At 64.5% G+C, this 20670-nt stretch carries 9 protein-coding genes and 1 pseudogene; 6 read left to right on the forward strand and 4 right to left on the reverse strand.

Annotated elements, in window-relative coordinates; genetic code table 11:
* Positions 1 to 8: 8 nt before the first annotated feature.
* The 4 genes from nifJ to ABSF49_RS04915 form a co-directional block, all read right to left on the reverse strand.
* The gene (gene nifJ / locus ABSF49_RS04900; RefSeq protein WP_424111511.1) at positions 9 to 3653 is read right to left on the reverse strand and encodes a pyruvate:ferredoxin (flavodoxin) oxidoreductase; all 3645 of its coding nucleotides are present in this window, start codon (positions 3651 to 3653) and stop codon (positions 9 to 11) included.
* Complete coding sequence (locus tag ABSF49_RS04905; protein ID WP_424111512.1) at positions 3650 to 5329, reverse strand: NAD(P)-binding protein; 1680 nt, start codon at positions 5327 to 5329, stop codon at positions 3650 to 3652. Before ABSF49_RS04905 ends, nifJ begins: the two co-directional genes overlap by 4 nt.
* Positions 5326 to 6717, reverse strand: coding sequence for an MFS transporter (locus tag ABSF49_RS04910; RefSeq protein ID WP_424111513.1), 1392 nt, complete (start codon positions 6715 to 6717; stop codon positions 5326 to 5328). Before ABSF49_RS04910 ends, ABSF49_RS04905 begins: the two co-directional genes overlap by 4 nt.
* 76 nt (positions 6718 to 6793) lie before the next feature.
* A complete protein-coding gene (locus tag ABSF49_RS04915; RefSeq protein WP_424111520.1) occupies positions 6794 to 15376 on the reverse strand; it encodes a GH36-type glycosyl hydrolase domain-containing protein in 8583 nt (2860 codons plus the stop codon).
* A gap of 657 nt (positions 15377 to 16033) precedes the next feature.
* Here ABSF49_RS04915 and ABSF49_RS04920 point away from each other — a divergent pair.
* The 6 genes and pseudogenes from ABSF49_RS04920 to ABSF49_RS04945 all read left to right on the forward strand — a co-directional run.
* A pseudogene (locus ABSF49_RS04920) lies at positions 16034 to 16162 on the forward strand (NAD(P)H:quinone oxidoreductase); the annotation flags it as partial.
* A 458-nt stretch (positions 16163 to 16620) separates the two neighbouring features.
* Positions 16621 to 16833, forward strand: a complete 213-nt coding sequence (locus tag ABSF49_RS04925) for a hypothetical protein (protein ID WP_424111514.1) — start codon at positions 16621 to 16623, stop codon at positions 16831 to 16833.
* A gap of 156 nt (positions 16834 to 16989) precedes the next feature.
* Positions 16990 to 17925, forward strand: coding sequence for an NADP-dependent oxidoreductase (locus ABSF49_RS04930; RefSeq protein ID WP_424111515.1), 936 nt, complete (start codon positions 16990 to 16992; stop codon positions 17923 to 17925).
* Positions 17926 to 18029: 104 nt separating this feature from the next.
* Positions 18030 to 18956, forward strand: coding sequence for a DnaJ C-terminal domain-containing protein (locus ABSF49_RS04935; protein WP_424111516.1), 927 nt, complete (start codon positions 18030 to 18032; stop codon positions 18954 to 18956).
* On the forward strand, positions 18953 to 19282 hold the full coding sequence (locus tag ABSF49_RS04940; protein ID WP_424111517.1) for a chaperone modulator CbpM: 330 nt from the start codon (positions 18953 to 18955) through the stop codon (positions 19280 to 19282). The genes ABSF49_RS04935 and ABSF49_RS04940 overlap by 4 nt, the downstream gene beginning before the upstream one ends.
* A 306-nt stretch (positions 19283 to 19588) precedes the next feature.
* Positions 19589 to 20266 (forward strand): DUF2865 domain-containing protein, encoded by a 678-nt coding sequence (locus ABSF49_RS04945; protein ID WP_424111518.1) that lies wholly within the window; start codon positions 19589 to 19591, stop codon positions 20264 to 20266.
* Positions 20267 to 20670: the final 404 nt, after the last annotated feature.

Genomic DNA, 20670 nt, shown 5'->3' on the forward strand with positions numbered 1-20670 from the left:
GATCCGCGTTATTCGCCGGGCGTCGGGATCGCCTCATCCCGACGGCGTGGAGCCTTCATCTCCGGCGAGGGCGGCTGCGCCCCAGCGCCTCGCGCATCCGGATGAAACCGGCTGCCATCGCGGCGCGCGAGCTCCTCATACTCCCGGTATTTTTCCGTGACGGCCGCCTGCGCCATCGCGAGCAGCGCGTCAGCCTCCTCCGGCCGTGACCGCGCCAGCGAACTGTAGCGAAGCTCGTTATAGGCGTACGCCTTCAGCGGAATGCGCGGCCGCGGCGAGTCGAGGATAAAGGGGTTCTCGCCGACCGTGCGCATCACCGGGTTGAAGCGGAACAGCGGCCAATAGCCGCTGGCGGCCGCCAGGTTCTGCTGCTGCATGCCATGCCGCATATCGATCCCGTGCGCGATGCAGTGGCTGTAGGCCAGAATCAGCGACGGACCGGCGTACGCCTCCGCTTCGCGAAACGCCTGCAACGTCTGCTGTGGATTGGCGCCCATCGCCACCTGCGCCACGTAGACGTTGCCGTAGGCGATCGCCTGCATCGCAAGGTCCTTGCGGGCGGTCCGTTTGCCTGAGGAGGCGAACTTTGCCACCGCTCCGAGCGGCGTCGCCTTGGACGCCTGGCCGCCGGTGTTGGAATAGACCTCGGTGTCAAGCACCAGCACATTGACGTCGCGGGCGGTCGCCAGCACGTGATCGAGACCGCCGTAACCGATATCGTAGGCCCATCCGTCGCCGCCGACGATCCAGATGCTCCTGCGCACCAGATGATCGACGACCGACAGCAAATCGAGCGCGTTCGGCTCGTTGATCGCGAGCAGCCGCGTCTTCAATTGCGCGACTCTGATTCGCTGGGCGCGGATATCGGACTCCTTGATCTGCGGCGCCCTGGCGATCGCCTCGGCAAGGTCCCGTCCCACCTTATCCGCGAGACCCGCCAGCAGCGATAAGGCCAGCGCAAGATGTTTGTCGGCCGCGAGCCGAAAGCCGAGCCCGAACTCGGCATTGTCCTCGAACAGCGAATTTGACCATGCCGGCCCCCGCCCCTCGCCGTCTTTCGTCCATGGCGTAACGGGAAGGTTGCCGCCATAGATGGAGGAGCAGCCGGTTGCGTTGGCGATCTGCGCGCGATCGCCGAACAGCTGGCTCAGCAATTTGAGATACGGCGTCTCGCCGCAGCCGCCGCAGGCGCCGGGAAACTCGAACAGCGGCTGCAGGAATTGTACGCCACGGACGTCGCCGAAATCCACCCTCGAGCGATCGTTTACCGGCAGCGTTTCGAAGAAGGCGATGGCGCTGCGCTCCGCCGTCAGCAATCGCGCCTTGTCCGCCATGTTGATGGCTTTCACGTCCGCCTCGCGCGGACTGGTCTCGGGGCACGCCTCGACGCATAGTCCGCAGCCCGTGCAGTCCTCGACATAAAACTGCAGCGTGAAGCGGGCCTCTGGATAGCCGCGGGCGTTGACGGGCGCCGATTTGAATCCGGCCGGCGCCCCGACCAGGCGATCCTCGTGATAATATTTCGCCCGAATGACGCTGTGCGGACAGACGAAGCTGCATTGTCCGCATTGAACGCAAAGGTCTTCGCGCCAGACCGGCACAGTGTCGGAGAGGTTGCGCTTTTCGAACGCGGCGGTGCCTGACGGGAACGTGCCGTCGACCGGTATGGCGCTGACCGGAATCTCGTCGCCCAGTCCGGCGAAAATCCGCGCGGTCACGGTGCGGACGAAATCCGGCGCATTCGCCGGCGCTAGCGCCGGCATGACGATCTGGCTGGTGACGTCCGCCGGAACCGGCGCCTCGCTCAGCCGCGCCAAGGTTCCGTCGACCGCCGCGAAGTTCTTGTCGACAACCGACTGCCCCTTCCGCGCGTATGTCTTGCGGATCGCCTCCTTGATGTAACCGATCGCTTTCTCGCGCGGCAGAACGCCGGAGATGGCGAAGAAGCAGGTTTGCAGAATGGTGTTGGTCCGTGAACCCAGGCCGGCCTCGCGCGCGACGGCGGAGGCGTCGATGACGAACAAGCGTAATTTCTTGTCGATGAACGTCTGCTGCACCGGCCGCGGCAGTCGGTCCCAGATCTCGGCGGCCGAATACGGCGCATTCAGCAGCACCGTCGCGCCCGGTGCGGCGACGCGCAACAGATCCTGCCGCTGCAGCGCCACGAATTGATGGCACGCCACAAACCCCGCCTGGGCGATCAGATACGGCGCCTCAATCGGCTCGGAGCCAAAACGGAGATGCGAGATCGTCTGCGCCCCCGATTTGTGCGAATCGTAGACGAAGTAGCCCTGTGCGTAGAGACCCGCGTCCTCGGCGATGATCTTGACGCTGTTCTTGTTGGCGCCCACGGTTCCATCGGCGCCGAGTCCATAGAACACCGCTCGGGTGACCGTATCCTTCTCAATCTGAAAGCCTTCGTCGATCGCGAGGCTGGTGTGGCTCACGTCGTCGTTGATCCCGAGGGTGAAATTCGCCCTCGGCTTCGCCGCCTTCAGTTCGTCGAACGCGGCCTTGGCCATCGCCGGCGTGAATTCCTTCGACGACAGGCCGTAGCGCCCGCCGATGACGTGCGGCATCGTTGTGCGCTCGCCGCGCGCGACGGCGCCGGCGAGGCTGGTCACGATGTCCTGGAACAAAGGCTCGCCCGCGCCGCCCGGCTCTTTGGTGCGGTCCAAGACCGCGATCCGACGAACCTGCGCGGGCAACGCGGCCAGCAGATGCGCAACCGAGAACGGCCGGAACAGGCGCACTTGCAATACGCCGACTTTCTCGCCGGCAGCCCGCAGAACGACTGCCGCCGCGCGCGCCGTCTCGGCCCCCGAACCCATGAGGATCAGCACCCGATCAGCGTCCGGGGCGCCGTTATACTCGAACAGTCGATATGGCCTGCCGGTTCGGGCGGCGAAGCGCTTCATGGCGCCTTCGACAATTTCGGGCGTCCGCTCATGGTACGGATTGACCGCCTCGCGCGCCTGGAAAAACGTGTCCGGGTTCTGCGCCGTGCCGCGGATGAACGGATGCTCCGGGCTCAGCCCGCGGGCGCGATGAGCGCGCACTAGATCGTCGTCGATCATCGAGCGAATGTCGGCGTCGCTGAGCAAATCCAGCGTGTTCAACTCATGTGAAGTGCGGAAGCCGTCGAAGAAATGCAGGAACGGCACGCGCGATTTCAACGTCGCCATCTGCGCGATCAGCGCGCAATCGTGCGCCTCCTGCACCGACGCGGAACACAGCAGCGCGAACCCGGTGGGCCGGGCAGTCATCACATCCGCATGATCGCCGAAGATCGACAGCGCCGAAGTCGCCAGCGAACGAGAGGCGACATGAAAGACGGTCGCGTTCAACTCCCCTGCGATCTTGAACATGTTTGGCAGCATCAGCATCAGGCCTTGCGACGCGGTGAACGTCGTGGTCAACGCACCAGACTGCAAAGCGCCGTGGAGCGCGCCCGCAGCGCCGCCTTCGGCTTGCATTTCCTGCACGACCGGCACATTGCCCCAGATGTTTTGAACGCCGGCGGACGCCCATTCGTCGGCGATGTCGGCCATCGGCGAAGACGGAGTGATCGGGAAGATCGCGCAGACCTCGTTGACCCGATAGGCGACATGCGCGACGGCGGTGTTTCCGTCCATTGTGGTGCGCGTGCTCATCGGAGGGCTCCCTCGGCGCGCGGCGTCGATACGAACGAAATGGGGCGCGCGACATCAGCGGCCATCTCCATCGCGTGGCACGGGCACTGTTCGACGCACACGGCGCATCCGGTGCACAGATCCATGTCGACGCGGTATCCATGAGTCGGACCGAGCCTGACGATCGCCGTCTCCGGGCACGCGGCGAAACAATTGTCGCATTCGAAGCAATTGCCGCAGGACAGGCATCGTTGCGCCTCGTGGCGCGCCGCCGTCGCGTCGAGTCCGCTCACGACCTCGTCAAATCCGTCGATCCGTTTCGCGGCTTCGTTGGTCCGTTGCGGACTCGGATCGGCGTCGCTGTAGACCGGCGGACGCAACATTTCGAAGGATGCGATCGGCGCCTTCGGCGACGATTGGTAGCGCGCGCCGCGCAACCAGGCGTCGATATTCCGCGCCGCGCGCTTGCCGTGGCCGACGGCGATCGTCACCGACCGTTCGCCGGCGATCGCGTCGCCGCCGGCGAACAACCCGGCATGGCCGGTCATCATGTCGAGGCCGACGGCAATTGTGCCGTCGGCGCCGAACGTGAGTCCAGGCACATTGCGCAGGAAGCCGCTTTCCGTCGTCTGGCCGAGCGCCAACACCACGGCGTCAGCCGACAGCGTCTCGAACTGTCCCGTCGGCCGCGGATGACCGTCGGCGTCGAGCGTCGTCGTCTCGATGGTGAGTTCGGGTCCGACAATCTCCTTGATGGTCGTGAGCCACTTGATTTTGATGCCCTCCTCGACCGCTTCATCGGCCTCGAAGGCGTGCGCCGGCATGTGGGATCGGTCGCGCCGATAAACGATCAGAGCCTCGTCGGCCCCCAGACGCCGCGCCGTCCGGGCCGCGTCCATCGCGGTATTGCCGCCGCCGTAGACGACCACTCGGCGGCCCAGAAGCGGGGGCTCGCTGGCGCCGACGTCATGCAGTAACGAAACCGCGTCGAGCACCCGCACGGCGTCGCGCGCCGGAATCTCGACATGCTTGCCCACATCCGCACCGATCGCGAGGAAGGCGGCGTCGAACCGCCCCGCCGCGATTTCGGGCAGGACGTCGTCAACTTTGTGATTGAGGACGATCTTCACTCCGGCGGCCTCGATCCGCCGAATTTCGCGCTTGAGATCTTCTCTGGGCAGGCGGTAGGCCGGAATGCCGAACTGCATCATGCCGCCGGCTATGGACGCAGCTTCGTGGATTTCGACGGCGTGGCCCAGGCGGGCGAGATGATAGGCGGCCGACAACCCGCTCGGCCCGGCGCCGATCACCAGCACTCGCCGGCCGGTGGTTGCGACCCCTGCCTTGAACGTCCACCGTTCCTGCGTAGCGAGATCGCCGAGAAAGCGCTCGACCGCATGGACGCCGACGGGCGAGTCGAGCGCGCCGCGATTGCAGGCGCTTTCGCACGGATGGTAGCAGACCCGACCGTGCACCGCCGGCATCGGGTTGTCCCGCACCAGCGTCTCCCACGCCTCGCGATACTTCCCCGCTTGGGCAAGCCCCAACCACGCCTGGATGTCCTCGCCTGCGGGGCAGGCGTTGTTGCAGGGTGGCAACAGATCGACATAGACCGGATGGGCGGTGCGCGCCGGTCCGGTTTCGCGCCGGTCGGTCATGTCGACCGGCGGGCTCATGTCGCGGATGCGGTCGTTCATGCCGGCGCCTTTGCGGTTTGGATCATCGCCGCCGCCGCGTGGCTGGCGCTGCCGGTCTCTCGCAGGAAGCAAGCCAGCACGATCGCCAACATGATCCCCGCGACGCCAAAAGAATCGGCGTTCCGGAACACGGTTTCGGTGAGCTTGCCGCCGCCGGCGAGATCATTCAGCAGCCAGCCGTAAGCCGGCGCGAGGAGCACGCTGAGGGTGAAGACCAGGGAGTTGATCGCCCCGGTGGCGCTGCCTTTCACCTTATCGGGATTGACCTCCTTGATGATCGCGTAAGGGATCATCGCGGCGCCGGAGCCAATTCCCAGCAACAGGCCAAGCACGTAGGGCGGCACGGCGCCGGACAGGTAGATGACCGCCGCAGACGCCGCGAGCATGAGCAGGGCGCCGCCGATCAGCACCGGCTTGCGCCGTCCGATCCGCTCGGCGAGGTAGCCCAGAAGCGGGCATCCGATGACCCAGCCGAGCGGGACGATCGTCGCGCGGTCCACGGCTTGCGAATAGCTGACGCCGAGCGTGTCGCGTGGGAACGGAACGCCCCAGATCATGTCGCCGATCGTCGTCGGCAGGAAAAGGAGGCCGGCGCAAAAGCCGCACAGATAAGATTGCGGGTTCGCAAGCACGACCTTGTAGGGTTTGAACATCGATAGCCACGATCCGCCGCCGATTGGCTGCGCGTCATGTCCTGACGGAGTCGCGATCAACACGACGGCCGCGATGGCCAAGAGCGCAAAACCGGCAAAAATCCAGAACTGCTCCCACGTGATCAGGCCATGGATCATCGGACCGACGGCGAATTGTCCCGCCGAGCCGCCGAGCATGCCGAAGCATTGCGTGAACCCCACCGCGGTCGCGAGCCGGGCCGCGGGGAACCCGTGGCTGGCGAGGTAGACCGTCCCGGTGAAGGCAAACGCCGCCCCGCCGCCCTGCAGCAAGCGGCCGGCCGAGCCGAGGCCGAACATGACAGCGCCGACGACGGTGACGACGATCCCAATGGGAATGACGTACTTGGGTCCGAAACGGTCGAGCGCCGCGCCCGCGACGATCGCGGAGCCGGAGTAAGTGTAATAGTACAACCCGAGCAGCAAACTCACGCCGAGGGTCGTCAGTCCGAACGCAGTGCTCAACTCCGGAACCATCACGCCGGGAGCGGAGCGAATCGCGTACTGACCGAAATAAAACAGCAGGCAGAAACCCCAGGCGGCGACGAATCCGATTTGCCCCGTTCGCCTCGACGACGCCAGCGCGGCGATTGTCGGCATGAGCTGGCTCCCCGTACTGTCGCTGATGCGTGGGTGACGGCATCGACGATAGCGGGCGGACGATCGCCGTGGGGAGCCTCGGAAACTACTCAGGGGCGATCGGGAAACGCTCCGCAAAGCTCCGCTGTCCGCCGAATGTCGCCGCGCCGTCGACCGTCGCCCAATCTAACATAGCGGGCAGCTTGGAGGGAACTCATCCCAAGCGCACTTTGACGCGGTGAATCGATCCATCGTCAACAAGCGGCACGCGCAGCGGGCGCTCCGTCAGTTCAGCGCCGTCGACGTTAGCGGAAACGACGCCCCGGTTCACCCCGCCGGGATTTTCCACCAGCACCTTGTATCGCGCCGAGCGGTATTTCACATCCGCCTCGAATTGCCCCCAGGCCTTGGGAACACAGGGATCGATGCGAAGAGAAGCGCCGTGCAGCCTCAGGCCGAGCAGACCCTCCACGCCGGCGCGTTGCAGCCATCCGGCCGAGCCGGTGTACCAGGTCCACCCCCCGCGTCCGACATGTGGCTTGGTCGAATAGATGTCGGCGCAGACGACGTAGGGCTCGACCTTGTAGCGATAGGCGTCGGCGCGGGTTCGCGAATGGTTGATCGGATTGAGCATGGCGAAGAGTTCCGCCGCCTTGTCCCCATCGCCCAGCGCGGCGAACGCCATCACCGACCACGTCGCGGCATGCGTGTATTGGCCGCCGTTTTCGCGAACGCCAGGGGGGTATCCTTTGATGTAACCGGGATCGGTCGCCGTTTTATCGAAGGGCGGGGCGAACAAGAGCGCCAAGCCGTCGTCGCGGTGGATCAACTCGCGATCCAGCGAGGCCATCGCGCGCAGGGCGCGGCCTTGCGTCGCCGCTCCCGACAAGACCGCCCAGGATTGCGCGATGGAATCGATGCGACATTCGTCGCTGCGCGACGAGCCAAGCGGCGTTCCGTCGTCGAAAAAGCCTCTCACATACCAATCGCCGTCCCAAGCTTCGCGCTCGAGCGCGACCTTGAGCGCGTCGGCGTGCATGGTCCAATGTTCCGCGCGGGCGGTCTCGCCGCGCGCGGCTGCGAGCGGCGCAAACGCCGTCAGCGTCGCGTAGAGGAACCAGCCGAGCCAAATGCTTTCGCCTTCGCCCTTTTCGCCGACGCGGTTCATGCCGTCGTTCCAATCGCCTGTGCCGATGAGCGGAAGTCGGTGGCGGCCATCGGCTAGGCTCTGATCGAGTGCGAGCGCGCAATGCTCAAACAGCGTAGCTTGTTTTTGAGAGACTGTCGGCTGAAAGAAATTGTCCGTCTCATTCGCTTCCAATCCTGGTCCTTCGAGGAACGGAAGGGATTCGTCGAGCACGAGCTTGTCTTGCGTGGCCTCGACGTACTGCGCGACGGCGTAGGCGAGCCAAGCGCGGTCGTCGGAGATCCCGGTGCGCACGCCCTTGCCGGAATTTGGCAGCCACCAATGTTGCACGTCGCCCTCGGTGAACTGACGGGCCGCCGCGCGCAACAGATGTTCGCGCGTCAGATCGGGGCGAGCCGCAACCAGCGCCATGCCGTCCTGCAATTGATCGCGGAACCCATAGGCGCCGCTGGCCTGATAGAAGGCCGAGCGCGCCCAGATGCGGCAGGCGAGCGTCTGGTAGAGGAGCCAGCCGTTGAGCATGAGGTCCATCGTCCGGTCGGGCGTCTTGACCTGAATCGCGCCCAACGTGTCGTCCCAAAGCGCCGCGACGTCGGCCTCGAGGGCGTCGAGATCGGCTGCGCGATAGGTCTGGACCGCCGCGCGGGCGGCCTTCCGTGTCGCGGCCTGTCCCAGGAAGAAGACCACTTCGGCGACACCGCGCGCCGGCAGCTCGAGCGTCGTGCGCATCGCGGCGCAAGCGTCCAAGCCGGCGCCGACCCTGTTGGACAATGGCGCCGAGCTCGCGAGCCCCGCCGGATTGGCCAGCGCGCCATTGCGGCCGATGAAGTCGCGCCGGTCGCCGGTCGAATCTGTTTGTGCGCCGCGCATATCGGCGAACGCGAAGCGCGAACCGAAGTCCGTGTTCCAAGGATTGCGCGCGAACATAGCGCCGGTGAGGCCATCCATCTCGGTTTCGATGAAGCCGAGGGAAGCGGATCGCGATGCGGCCAGGACCCATTCGACGTAAGCGGTCACGCTGAGTACGCGCGTGCGATTGGTTTCGTTGGTCAGGCGAAGGCGTGATATCTTCACAGATCCCTCGACTGGCACGTACTGCAGAAGACTCGCAGCGATGCCGCACGCTGTATGTTCGAAGCGGCTGTAGCCTCGCCCATGCCGCGCAACGTAGGTCGCCTGCGGGTCGCGAATGGGAAGCGCGGTCGGACTCCAGAGATCGCCAGTTTCGTCGTCTCTGATGTAGAAGGCTTCGCCCGGAGGGTCGCTGACCGGATCGTTGGACCACGGGGTAAGCTGGTTCTCGTGGCTATTGGCGGACCAGGTGTAGCCGCCGCCTTCGGTCGCCGTTTGGAAGCCGAACGTCGCATTGGCGATCACGTTGATCCATGGCGCAGGAGTCGATTGGCCGGGGCCGAGCACCGTCACATATTCCTTGCCGCCCACCGCAAATCCGCCCAAGCCGTTGAAGAACTCTAGATCGGGCGGGCGGAGCGTGGCGAGGAGCCGCGGACGATGCGCCGGAGGCTCGACGAGCGGTCGAATGGGCGCGTTGGGGTCGGCGGCGCGGTCGAGCTGATCGGAAAGGCTGCCGTGCTGGGCGGCGAGCACGACGCGCGCCGCCGAGATCAGCAGCGAACGCGTTGGCGCGGGGATGAGGTCGGACCTGAGAATGGCCACATGGCCCGGCTCTCGCTCGACGCCTGGGGCGGGCCTCGATTGGCTGGCGCGAACAAGGGTTTCAATAGCCACCTGGAGGTCTTGCACATACGACGACCGGCGCTCGTTCAGGATCACGAGATCGACAGCGAGCTGTTTCATTCGCCAGTACTTGTGAGCTTGCAGAATCTGATGAACGAAACTGAGATTTTCGATATCGGCGATTCGCACGAGGACGATTGGCAGATCGCCCGAAATCCCGTGAGACCACAGTCCGGATTGCGGGCCGGAGCCCTGACGAATCGCGTCCGAGGCCGGTCGCAGCGCCCGCCCTGAGAAAACGACGTGACCGGCCAGACGTTGAAACAGACCCGCCTCTCCCGGCCTGACGCCCAAATGATGAAGCTGGACTTGCCCCTGGGTCCAGGCGAGCGTCGTGGCGCGCTCATAGGCGGCGGCGTCACGATGCTTGTCGATGCAATCCAACAGGGTGGCGCGCGAATTGGCCGCCATAGTCCAGAACGCGACGCGAACGGTGGCGCCCGGCGCCACAACGACGCGGCGGCGCAAGGCGAAGATCGGATCGAGCACGGCGCCAACGGAATTGGTCAGAGGCCGCGCGTCCCCAATCGCAAGCGGCGCGCTGATGCTGTGTCCCCGGCCGAGGAAGCGCGCCCTGTCGGTTTCAAACTCGGGTCTGCCGACGGCCTCGCCGTTGGCGACGCTCAGATGCGCGGCCCATATTTCGGGCTCCGACGGCGTTCGCTTTCGTCGCGTGGCGAGAATCGCGCCCGGGTCGACGAGGTATTCAGTTTCGACGAACAGCTTCGCGAAGGCGGGATGAGCGACATCGGCGCTCTGAGGACCGAGAGTGAGTTCGGCATACGAGGTGATCTCGATTTCGCGCGAGCGGCCGCCCGCGTTGGTGATCGAGACCCGCCGCACCTCGGCGTCGTCCTCCTCGGACACGAGCACTTCGAGGACCGTCGTCAGGGTTCCGTCGCGCCGCGTGATCTCCCCGCGCTCCTCGCTGAAATGGATGGAATATTCGTCGGGTTCGGCGCCCGTTGGTTGATAGCCCGCAGACCAGACGGCCCCACTGCGCATGTCACGGAGAAAGATATAGGCGCCAGAATCGTCGCAGGTGGCGTCCTCCCGCCAACGGGTGATCGCCGCGTCGCCCCAACGGCTGTAACCGGAGCCTGCCGCCGTCAGCACCACGGCGTAGCGACTATTGGAGAGCAGCAGAGTTGCGGGCGGGGAAAGATGGACGGACATGATTTTGCGACTGCCCGTGGCGTCTTCTTCGTTGGGAAGCGTGGCGGAATGGACTTCAGCCACCCAAGGCCGCGCTACCGGGACCTCGCGCGGAACCCTCTCCTGCAGCAACAATTCCGTCGCCTGAATGATCGGCTCGGCGTGAAAACGGGCGCGCATCGCGCCGTCGAACACCGCGTTGGCGACGGCGACGATCGTCATGCCTTGGTGATGCGCCATATAGGCGCGCACCAACGCGAAGTCCTCGCCGTCTTGAATGCGCGCAGGGGTGAAGTCCACCGCTTCGTAGAAGCCGTAAGCCCCCCTCGCCCCCATCGCCGTCAGCCGTTTCAGATTCGCAGCTGCGGCGACGGGATCGACCATCGTGGCCAGTGCGGTCGCATAGGGCGCGATGACGCGATTGGCTTCCAACCCCCGCTTCAGCCCGAGGCCAGGCACGCCAAAGTTGGAATATTGATAGGTCAATTCGAGATCGCGCGCGTTGTACGCAGATTCGGAAACGCCCCACGGCAACCCAAGCTTCGCGCCGTAGTCGATTTGACGACGCACAACGAGCCGATCGGTCTGATCGAGCAAACTTCCGGCAGGCGCACGCATGACGAGCGGCGGCATCAGATATTCGAACATCGAGCCTGACCAGGAGATGAGAGCCCCACCGTGTACGACCGGAGTCATCGCCCGGCCGAGTCGGAACCAATGCCGGGCTGGCACGTCGCCCTTGGCGATCGCGAAGAAGCTAGCCAGCCGCGCCTCGGAGGCCAGGAGGTCGTAGCAATTGGGATCCAGCGCCGACTCGGAAACGACGTATCCGATCGACAGCAGCTGTCGCTGCTTGTCGAAGAGAAAGCCAAAATCCATCGCCATCGCCATGACGCGGAACGCGTCCTCCAGCACGATCAGCCGAGCCTGGCGCGAAGCGACGGTCTCTGCCGACGACGCCAAGTCAGCTCGATGCGCGTCAATCGCGGAGAGGCTCGCTTGCGACCAATATAGGAGATCCGATCCGCTGCCGTCGCTGCGCTCTAGCGCGATCGCGCGGGCGATATCGAGCAGGACCGTCGCCTCGCCCGAGAGGCCCGCCAGTTGCGTTGTGAACGCTTCGTCGTCGGCAAGGGACGCGCCTTCCAGCGTCTTGGCTATCGACGCGAGCGAGTCTTCGAGTTGGCGCGGCGTGACGGTCTGAGTTCTGCGCCCGTGACGGAGGTCAACGGCCTGCTCTGCAGTCAACGCGAGCGCATCGGCAATTCCTGCCCGGCGCGATGCCGCAGCCATCGACGATTGCCGCCATTCTCTGCACGCGTTGGCGACCGCGATCAAGTGGCCGCCCAGATTGCCGCTGTCGACGGAGGAGATGTACTTGGGCTCGAGGACTCGGAGATCGCGGGTGTCGTACCAATTGAAGAAGTGACCGCGGAAACGCGCCATTCGGATCATTGTCGCCAACGTCGCCTCTAGGCGCTCGATGGCTTGGGCCGCGCCGATCCAACCGAAGTCGCGGGCGCTGACGACGGACAGCAGATACAGCCCGAGGTTGGTCGGCGAAGTGCGGTGCGCGACCTCGGGCGCCGGGTCTTCCTGAAAATTGTCGGGAGGCAGCCAATTATCCGCCGCGCTGACGAGGACTTCGAAGAACCGCCAGGTGCGGCGGGCCGTTCGCCGCAGCGCTTGCACGTCGGCCGCGGAGGCGTTCGCCCGGCGCTCGAGGCCTCGAGGGACGCTGACGGTGCGCGCGACCGCAGGCGAGACCAGCCAAAGCGCAACGAGGGGCGCCGCAACCGGCCAAGCCCCATGCCCGAAAAGGAGTGCAACCAACAAAGCCGCGACTGCGATACAGATCGCTCCCGACATGCGCACGATAAAGCCGGCCAGGTCCAGACGCGGTCCCATCAACGTCTGCGCGGCAGGCACCCATTGCAGCAAGTGCCGCCGACTGACGAAAATACGCCATAGCGTGCGCAAGATTGCGTCGCTCATCAGTCGCGCCTGGTCGGCGAGAAACGTCACGTTCAACGCGGTCAATACCACCGCTAGGCCAAGGTCCCCAACGAGCGCGCGAACATGCGTTGAAATCTGCGCCCCGGGGCGTCGCGAGGGGATCGCCGAAATGACCGGAATGAGACTAGGGACGACAATCGTGGCGAGCACGAACGAGGTCCAGACCAGCGCCGGATAGATCGGCAGGGTCCAGCCCACGGCCAAGGCCACGACGGCGGTCGGCGCCGAAAGGGTTCGACGCAGATTGTCGATCATCTTCCAGCGACCGATCCGTGGGAGTTCGCCCTTGACGCTCGGCGCGCCATCGCCTCTGTCGGCGAAGCCGAAAATCCAAGGCAGGAGCTGCCAGTCCCCTCGCGCCCAGCGGTGATGACGCTGAGCGCTGACGTCGTATCGGGAAGGGAATTCCTCGACGACTTCGACGTCCGAGGCGAAGCCGGCGCGGGCGAAAGTCCCCTCGAACAGATCATGACTCAGCAGCGTCGAGTCCGGGGCGCGGCCGGAGAGGGCGCTCTCGAACGCGTCGAGGTCGTAGATGCCCTTCCCGGCGTACGACCCCTCGCCGAACATGTCCTGGTAGACGTCCGAGACCGCCGAGGAATAAGGATCGATCCCGCTGGCGCTCGAGAATATGCGTTGAAACAGCGATCCCTCGCCGCCCTCGGGCAGCGACGGCGTCACCCGCGGCTGAAGCACGGCGTAGCCTTCTACGACCCTGCCGCGCTCGGCGTCGATGCGCGGCCGATTGAGCGGATGCGCCATCTTGCCGATCAGTCGCCTGACCGTGTCACGCGGCAAGCGCGTGTCCGAATCCAGCGTGAGGACGTATCGGACGTTCTGAGGGGGAGGCGCTGCGGCGGCGCTGGAGTCGATGAAGGTGGTGTCCGTCGCGCCGCGCAGCAGTCGATTCAACTCGTGAAGCTTGCCGCGCTTGCGTTCCCAACCGATCCATCGCCTTTCGCTGTCGTTCCAGATGCGCTTGCGGTGCAGCAAGAGAAACCGAGGGCCCGCCGGGGCTGGGCCGTAACGTCGGTTGAGACTTTCTATGCCTTCGCGGGCATAAGCGAGCAGCTCAGCGTCGCCGTCCACATGCTCGGCGTCGGCGTCGACCCAATCCGAAAGCAGGGCAAAGTGTAAATCGCCCTCTGGACTCGCCAGATGATGGATCTCGAGCCGCTCCACTTGCGCCGCGATATCTTCCTGAGAGGTCAAGAGCGTCGGCACCGCGACCAGGGTGCGCAGCGACTCGGGAACCCCGTGGCGTAGCTCCAGCCCGGGCAACGGGACCGCGTGGACAAAAAACGCGGTGCCTCTGTTGACCAGCGCCACGCCAACGTCAATCGCCGAAACCACTCCGAGACAAGCCAGCAGTCCGAGCAGGCCAACGCCGAGACCCATGCCGGCCATAACCATCAATGGCGCAGCAAGCAGGCACGCCGACGTGAGGACGATTGCTGCGCTGTAGGCGTCGAAACTCAACCTGGTTGTTGCGCGCGCGGGCCGCCAAAGGCGCCTGCGGAAGCCGATCAACTTCTCAAATTCGCGGCGTCCGCCCGCGAGCAAATAGTAACCGGGGTCGGCGCGCCGCAATTGCTCCATGGGAGCAAGGGATGGATGAGGCTTGTGCGCTTCGGTAACGGCAAGGCGCGCGATATCGAGCTCGCCTTGGCGAGATCCCCGCGCCAGTTGCTCGACCGCGGTGCGATAGAGTGTGCGGGTGGCGAAGTCCATTTCCAGAAATGCGCCGCCTAAGGTCAATGCGTCATCGACGAGACAAATTCGCTTAAACAGTTCCGTCCAATCGACTTCGGCGATCACTCTCAAGCTCGTCACGATGTTGCGCATGGTCACGTTCGCGGCCCCGTGACTACGCTGGACCTCGCGCACCGCCACATCCGCCGTCACGTCTTGCTTCGACAGGCGCTCGTCCAACCACGCCAGCGCGGGCGTGACCTTGGGATCCTGATCGCGAAGCCGATGCACGAGTTGAACCGCGAACGCCTCCGAAAGCGACCCCGCATCTTGATCGGCGAAAACGATCGAGGCTGGCTCCGCAGCGCGCCCGCTGACGCCCAGCAACCGATCCGCGACCCCATCGGCCTCGTGCCGCGCGACCCGACTTTGCGTGATCTGCTGCGCGAGTCGTCGCAAATTTTCGATCAGCACGACCTGCAGGGTGATCGAAGCCGCCCAAAGCTCGCCGATCATCAACGGCTGGATCGTCTGATAGGCGTTGATGAAGCTGACGAGGATGTTGGCGTCGAAACTACTGTCGGTGTGGGCGACAAACGCCCAAGCCATGCCGAATACGCGCGGATATCCGGCGAAAGGGCCCGAGACGAGTTTCGGCAGTTGGCGATAGTAGCTGGGCGGCAGGTCCATTGTGATCTGACGGATCTGCCTTTCGACCAAATGGTAGTTGTCGATAAGCCACTCCGCCGCCGGCGTTGTCGCGCGCCCCTCGTCGGTCGCCTCCACGATCTCTCGATAGGCCGACAACAGGACCGCGCCGTTATCGGCCAATCGGGCGGCCAGCGGCAGGCCTCGGGTCGGTCGCAAAGCGATGGATTGCGCGACCGCGAGACTGCGTGCATGCGCCTCCAGGCGTTCGACGCTGAACAATTCCTCGCGGATTGGCGCTTCGCTGTCCCAGGGCGACGTTCTCCTTGAAAACCCGGGGAAGCGACGCGACAAAATTGCGGATCTGGCGTTCAAATCCATGCTCGACAATCTGGGCCTCCTGCGCGACTTCCTTGCGCCGTCGAACACGTGGCGAACTGTGAGGGACCGAGACGCCATACATGCTGGTTGAGCGCGCCGGCGCTCTTGATCCTCATCCTCCGCCGATGTTTCGGCGCGGCGACGCCGCCAAGCGAGCCGCGGTGAACAAACGCTGTTACGCGCGTCAAAAGTGCGGCGCTCGAAACCGCGCTGCGTTGCGCATGGGCTCCGAGCGGTCGCGAAAGCGCTTGGCGCGTCGCCGTCAAGAAGACATGCCGAGCGCGGGACGCCCGGTCGACGTCAAGCGCGGAGCAGGACCCTTGGCGAAAATACGATAGGGATCCGCTAGTCGGCAGCGCCAGACTCGGAAACTACTCACGTCCGAGGATCGGTTGTGCGGCGGATGTCTCAGAGGCGCAGACCGAGTTCGCGACCGCTCGGCAAGCGCGTCGCAACCGCCGCGTCAGCGAAAACAGTGAGGAGAGCTCGATTGCGCCCAATGCGGCAGAGTCTCCGCCGCGCCGCCTCTACGTGTTCTCCGAAGCTGTGCCTCGGGGGAAGTCGACGTGTAGCGCCCTACTGCAGGCGATCTCGATTTGCTTGCGATCGCGCGGACTTCCCGCCCTTGCGAGCTCTGCCGACACGAGGCGACATTTCATGACCAAAGTTCTCGTTCTCTATTATTCGTCCTATGGCCACATCGAAACGCTCGCGGCCGCAATCGCCGAAGACGCCCGCAATGAACTGGCCGGGGCGCGATACCAAGGAAAGAGGATCGCCGAAATCGCCAGGAAACTCTCTTCGCATAGCCCGACTCGGGAAAGAGAGAGTTTGGTTCACGCGATGTCGGCCGTGCGCGTCGAGGCGTTCCGCGAGTCCTTGCCGTTGCTGTCGCTCGCTTCTGACGAACGAAGTCGAGTAATTGGCGTATTGACCCTTTTCCGCTTCCAACGATGGGTCTGACGCGGCCTCGGCGCAGAGGCCAGGCATTCCAGTCCGCTCGAGCGACTGCAGCGGGATGTTTCCGCGAGAGGCGTTTCGCCGCTTGCGCCAACGCCTGCTGAGCCGCCTGAGCCGGATCGAGGCGTCATGGACAATACGAACGCGTTGATTTGAGATGCGGCGCCCGCTGAGTAGTTTCCGAGTCTGACCCACGGCGGCTCTTGCCCCTATCACACGGCATAGCGGAGCCGGGTGTTGGACGCTCGCTCTCACGTGGCCACCGCGCAACGGATGGAAACGCGATGTCAGAAATCGGTCACATGATGAAGTCATCCACGCAATCCGCCCCCGAAGCCAAGCCGATCGAAAAGCCCGGCGGCGGCTTCAACGCGGCGCCTCCCACTTCGAAGAACGATCTGGCGGACGGCCAATCAGAGAAGCTGCGCGCGACGGCGACGACTTTCCCCAGCAAACCGACGCCGTCGGCCTGCCGCCCGCCGCTGTTTCGCCGCTGACGCCGCTCCCCCCGCGTTGCAATTCGGCTTCCCGCAAGACCGGCCTTAGCGCGCGACCCTCATCCTCGCGGGCAATAGGGCGACAGACGCGAGGGACCGTTCCCAGAGCAGCGGATTGCCGCCGAAAACAAAGGCCGCCAAGTCCAAGGAGATTTCATGAAAGCCGTCAGGATCCATGCCTACGGAGACCGCTCGGTCCTCCAATTCGAAGACGCGCCCAAGCCGGCGATCGCACCCGACGAGGCGCTCGTGCGCGTTGTCGCCGCGGCGGTCAACCCGATCGATTGGAAGATCCGGCAGGGGCACTTGAAGACCATGGTTCCCTACGTCTTTCCCTTGACGCTCGGCTGGGATTTCTCCGGAGTTATCGAGGCGTTGGGTTCCGAGGTTTCCGGCTTGGCCGTCGGCGACGCCGTGTTTTCGCGTCCCGACATTCGACGGGATGGGAGCTATGCCGAATACGTCGCGGTCCGCGCTGTCGAAATTGCGAGAAAGCCGAAGACGATTTCGCATATCGAGGCGGCGTCAATTCCTCTGGTGGGAATCACCGCCTGGGAAACGATCGTTTCGGTTGGAAATCTCGTGGCCGGTCAGAAGGCGCTGATTCATGCGGCCTCTGGCGGCGTCGGTTCTCTGGCGGTCCAGATCGCGAAATCGCGTGGCGCGCATGTTGTGGCGACCACTTCGAGCGCCAACATCGAACTGGTTCGCTCGCTGGGCGCCGATCAAGTGATCGACTATCGCAACCAGCGTTTCACCGACAAAGTGAAAGACGTCGACGTTGTTGTCGATACGGTCGGCGGCGATGTGCAGGCGTCGTCATGGTCGGTCTTGCGCCGAGGCGGCATTCTTGTTTCGACGGTGAGCGTTCCCTCGATCGAACGCGCGGCGGCCTTGGGCGTCCGAAGCGCCTTCGTGCTCATCAGCCCCAACGCCGCGGTTCTCGATCAGTTGGCGGGCCTGGTTGACGCGGGCAAGTTGCGCCCCCTGATTGGCGGCGAATTCGCGTTGCGGAATGTCGCCGACGCGCATGCGCTGAGCGAGTCCGGTCGAACCGTTGGCAAGATCGTGCTCTATGTCGGGCAGCCGTGAGCCGCAGCGCAGCGACGTCTCAAACCAGCCTTGCCGCCATGATTGAACGCCACATGTGTTCGTCTAGAACATGTCGCCAGGCACGTGGATGAACGGAGCACGAATTGGCGGACCCATACACGACGCTTGGCGTGCCGCGTGACGCGAGCCAGGACGCCATCCGGGACGCGTATCGAAAATTAGCCAAGCAGCACCATCCCGACCTCAACCCCGGGAACGCGAAGGCCGAAGAAACATTTAAGGCTGTATCCACCGCCAATTCGATTCTTTCGGATCCCGAAAAGCGGGGAAAGTTCGATCGCGACGAGATCGATGACTCCGGACAAGAGCAGGCTCCACGGGAATCGTATCGCGAACACGCAGAAGGCGGGCCTGGCCGCCGATACAGCCGAGCCGGTCCGCAGTCGGGCGGATGGAGCGACGCCGACTTCGGCGACATCTTCAACTCGGTGTTCGGCGAACGGCGACAAACGGACGATGACCGTCCAAGTCACGGTCCGGATGAACATTACGTCTTGTCGACAACCTTTCTCGACGCCGTGAACGGCGCAACGCGTCGACTGACGCTGCCGGATGGCCGTGCGCTCGAGGTCAAGATCCCGCCGGGGACATTGGAAGGGCAAGTGCTTCGCCTGCGCGGCCTCGGGGGACCCGGCCGCAACGGCGCGCCCGCGGGCGACGCATTGATCGAGGTTCACGTCGCCGAGCATCGCCTTTTTCATCGCGACGGTCAGGACATTCGCCTGGCGCTGCCTGTCACGCTGTCGGAGGCGGTTCTCGGGGGCCATGTTGAGGTTCCGACCCCGGGCGGTCCCGTCAGCATGCGCGTTCCGCCTCGCGCCGACAGCGGGACGGAGCTTAGACTCCGGGGGCGAGGCGTGCCCGCCCACGACGGCCTCGTCGCCGGAGATCTCTACGCCAAACTGAACGTCGTGCTGGGCGCCCCAGACGAAGCGTTGGAAGAATTTCTGCGCAATTGGAAACCGAAGAACCCGATCGATCCCAGACGAACCATGAGGGAGCAACCATGATCGGCATCGACGTCGTGATCGCTGAGATTTCCGGGCTGAAGCAGCAGGATCTCGAGCGCTGGATCTCAAACGCGTGGGTTCGGCCTGACAAGTCGGCGAGCGGCTACGCGTTTCGAGAGATCGATGTGGCGCGTGCGCGCCTGATTCTGGAAATGCGCGACGAGATGCAGATCAGCGAGGACGCCCTGCCGGTTGTCCTGCTGCTGCTCGATCAGCTTTACGACCTGCGCCGCCAGATGCGCGATCTCAACAACGCCTTCTTGCAAGTCGTTCCCAGAGACGTGAGACAAGACCTCGCGGCTCATCTGGCGACGCATACGCGCTGACCTCACGTCTCATCTCGCCTTGAGTTTCTTCGGGAGCCTGACGCCGTCACCGCAATCACATCCGCTCGGCAAGGTTTCAGAACCTGCCCAAGGGCTGTGCCGAAACTGAGTATATTCCGAGGCTATCGCCGTCCGACCACAGCGTTAGAAGTGCATCCAGATTGGATGCATATGACCAACCCTCGCGAGCATGGACTTCCAAGCCGCGCCCGCCCTTCCGATCGTTGGGGCAAGACTCGAAACACAGCCCTTCGGCGTCCGAGCCTCGCCTTTGTCGCGTCTATCGCGATTCTCCTGGCAGGGGCGTTGCTGCTCGCAGGCGGGTTGGCGTGGGCTCGTGGCGGCGAGAAAGTCTGGGCGCCGTGGGATCCGGTCCCGGAGGTCGCGGCGATCCCGGCCATCGATGTTCCGACAGACCTGAAACCAAGAGACGCTGGAGCCAACGGCCTCGCGGTGTGCGTGCGCTTGTGCGACGGATTCTTCTTCCCGAGCGCCACGAGTTCGGGCGGCGACGAGGCTTGCGCGGCTCAATGTCCGGATGCGCCCACCGCGCGCTACACCGAGCCGGTTGGCTCGGACAGGATCGAGGACGCGGTTTCAGCGCACGGCGCGCTCTACACCGCCCTTCCAGTGGCCAATCGCTATCGAACCACGCTCGACAACACCTGTAGCTGTCATCGCTCGCTCACGCGCGGCTATTCTGCGGCAGTGCTGAACGATCCTACGCTGCGAAAAGGCGATGTCGTGGTGACGCCCAAAGGTTTCCTGGTGTTTCAGGGCGCCAAAACTCGTTCGATCACGTCCTCGGACTTCGTCGCCTTGTCACAGGCGCGCTCGTTGCCCAAAGATTTGCGCGCGACCCTGGTCGACATGGAGCGTGCCGGCCCCTCGCAACGACAAGTTGGCGTCTACTCATCCCCGAGCGCGTCTGCGGGTCCGAGCCAAGCGTTGACCCCACTGGCGTACGCTGGATCAGCGAGATAGTCGCACCGACCGGGGCGCGGGACTTGCTCGGCCAACTCCGGCGATCCTCGAACGCTTCTCTCGCAGAACTCCCGGGCGCATTCGCATGGATAAGTTCTTCAGTCTCGCAGTGCGCCACAGAGTCGCGTCGAACTTCTCCGCTGATGCGCGAATTCAAGCTGCGGGGCCGCCACTAGCCATTGTCGTTGCCGCCGCAATCGAAGCGAGGGGCGGCCGGGAAATCGTCACTCGACGATCGCGAGCGCCTCGCGCGCCGGCGTTCGTTTTGACGAAGCGTCGCGTCTCGCCGGCGCGGGCCGCCGTTGTCGATTGAGCGCCAGTCGTCGCGCGCTCGCGTGCGTAGATTCCGAGTCTCTCGCCGATTGCGTGCCTGGCCTATGCAGGGGTCACGTCGATGTTCTGTC

The organism is Roseiarcus sp., assembly GCF_049514155.1.
Classification (GTDB): domain Bacteria; phylum Pseudomonadota; class Alphaproteobacteria; order Rhizobiales; family Beijerinckiaceae; genus Roseiarcus.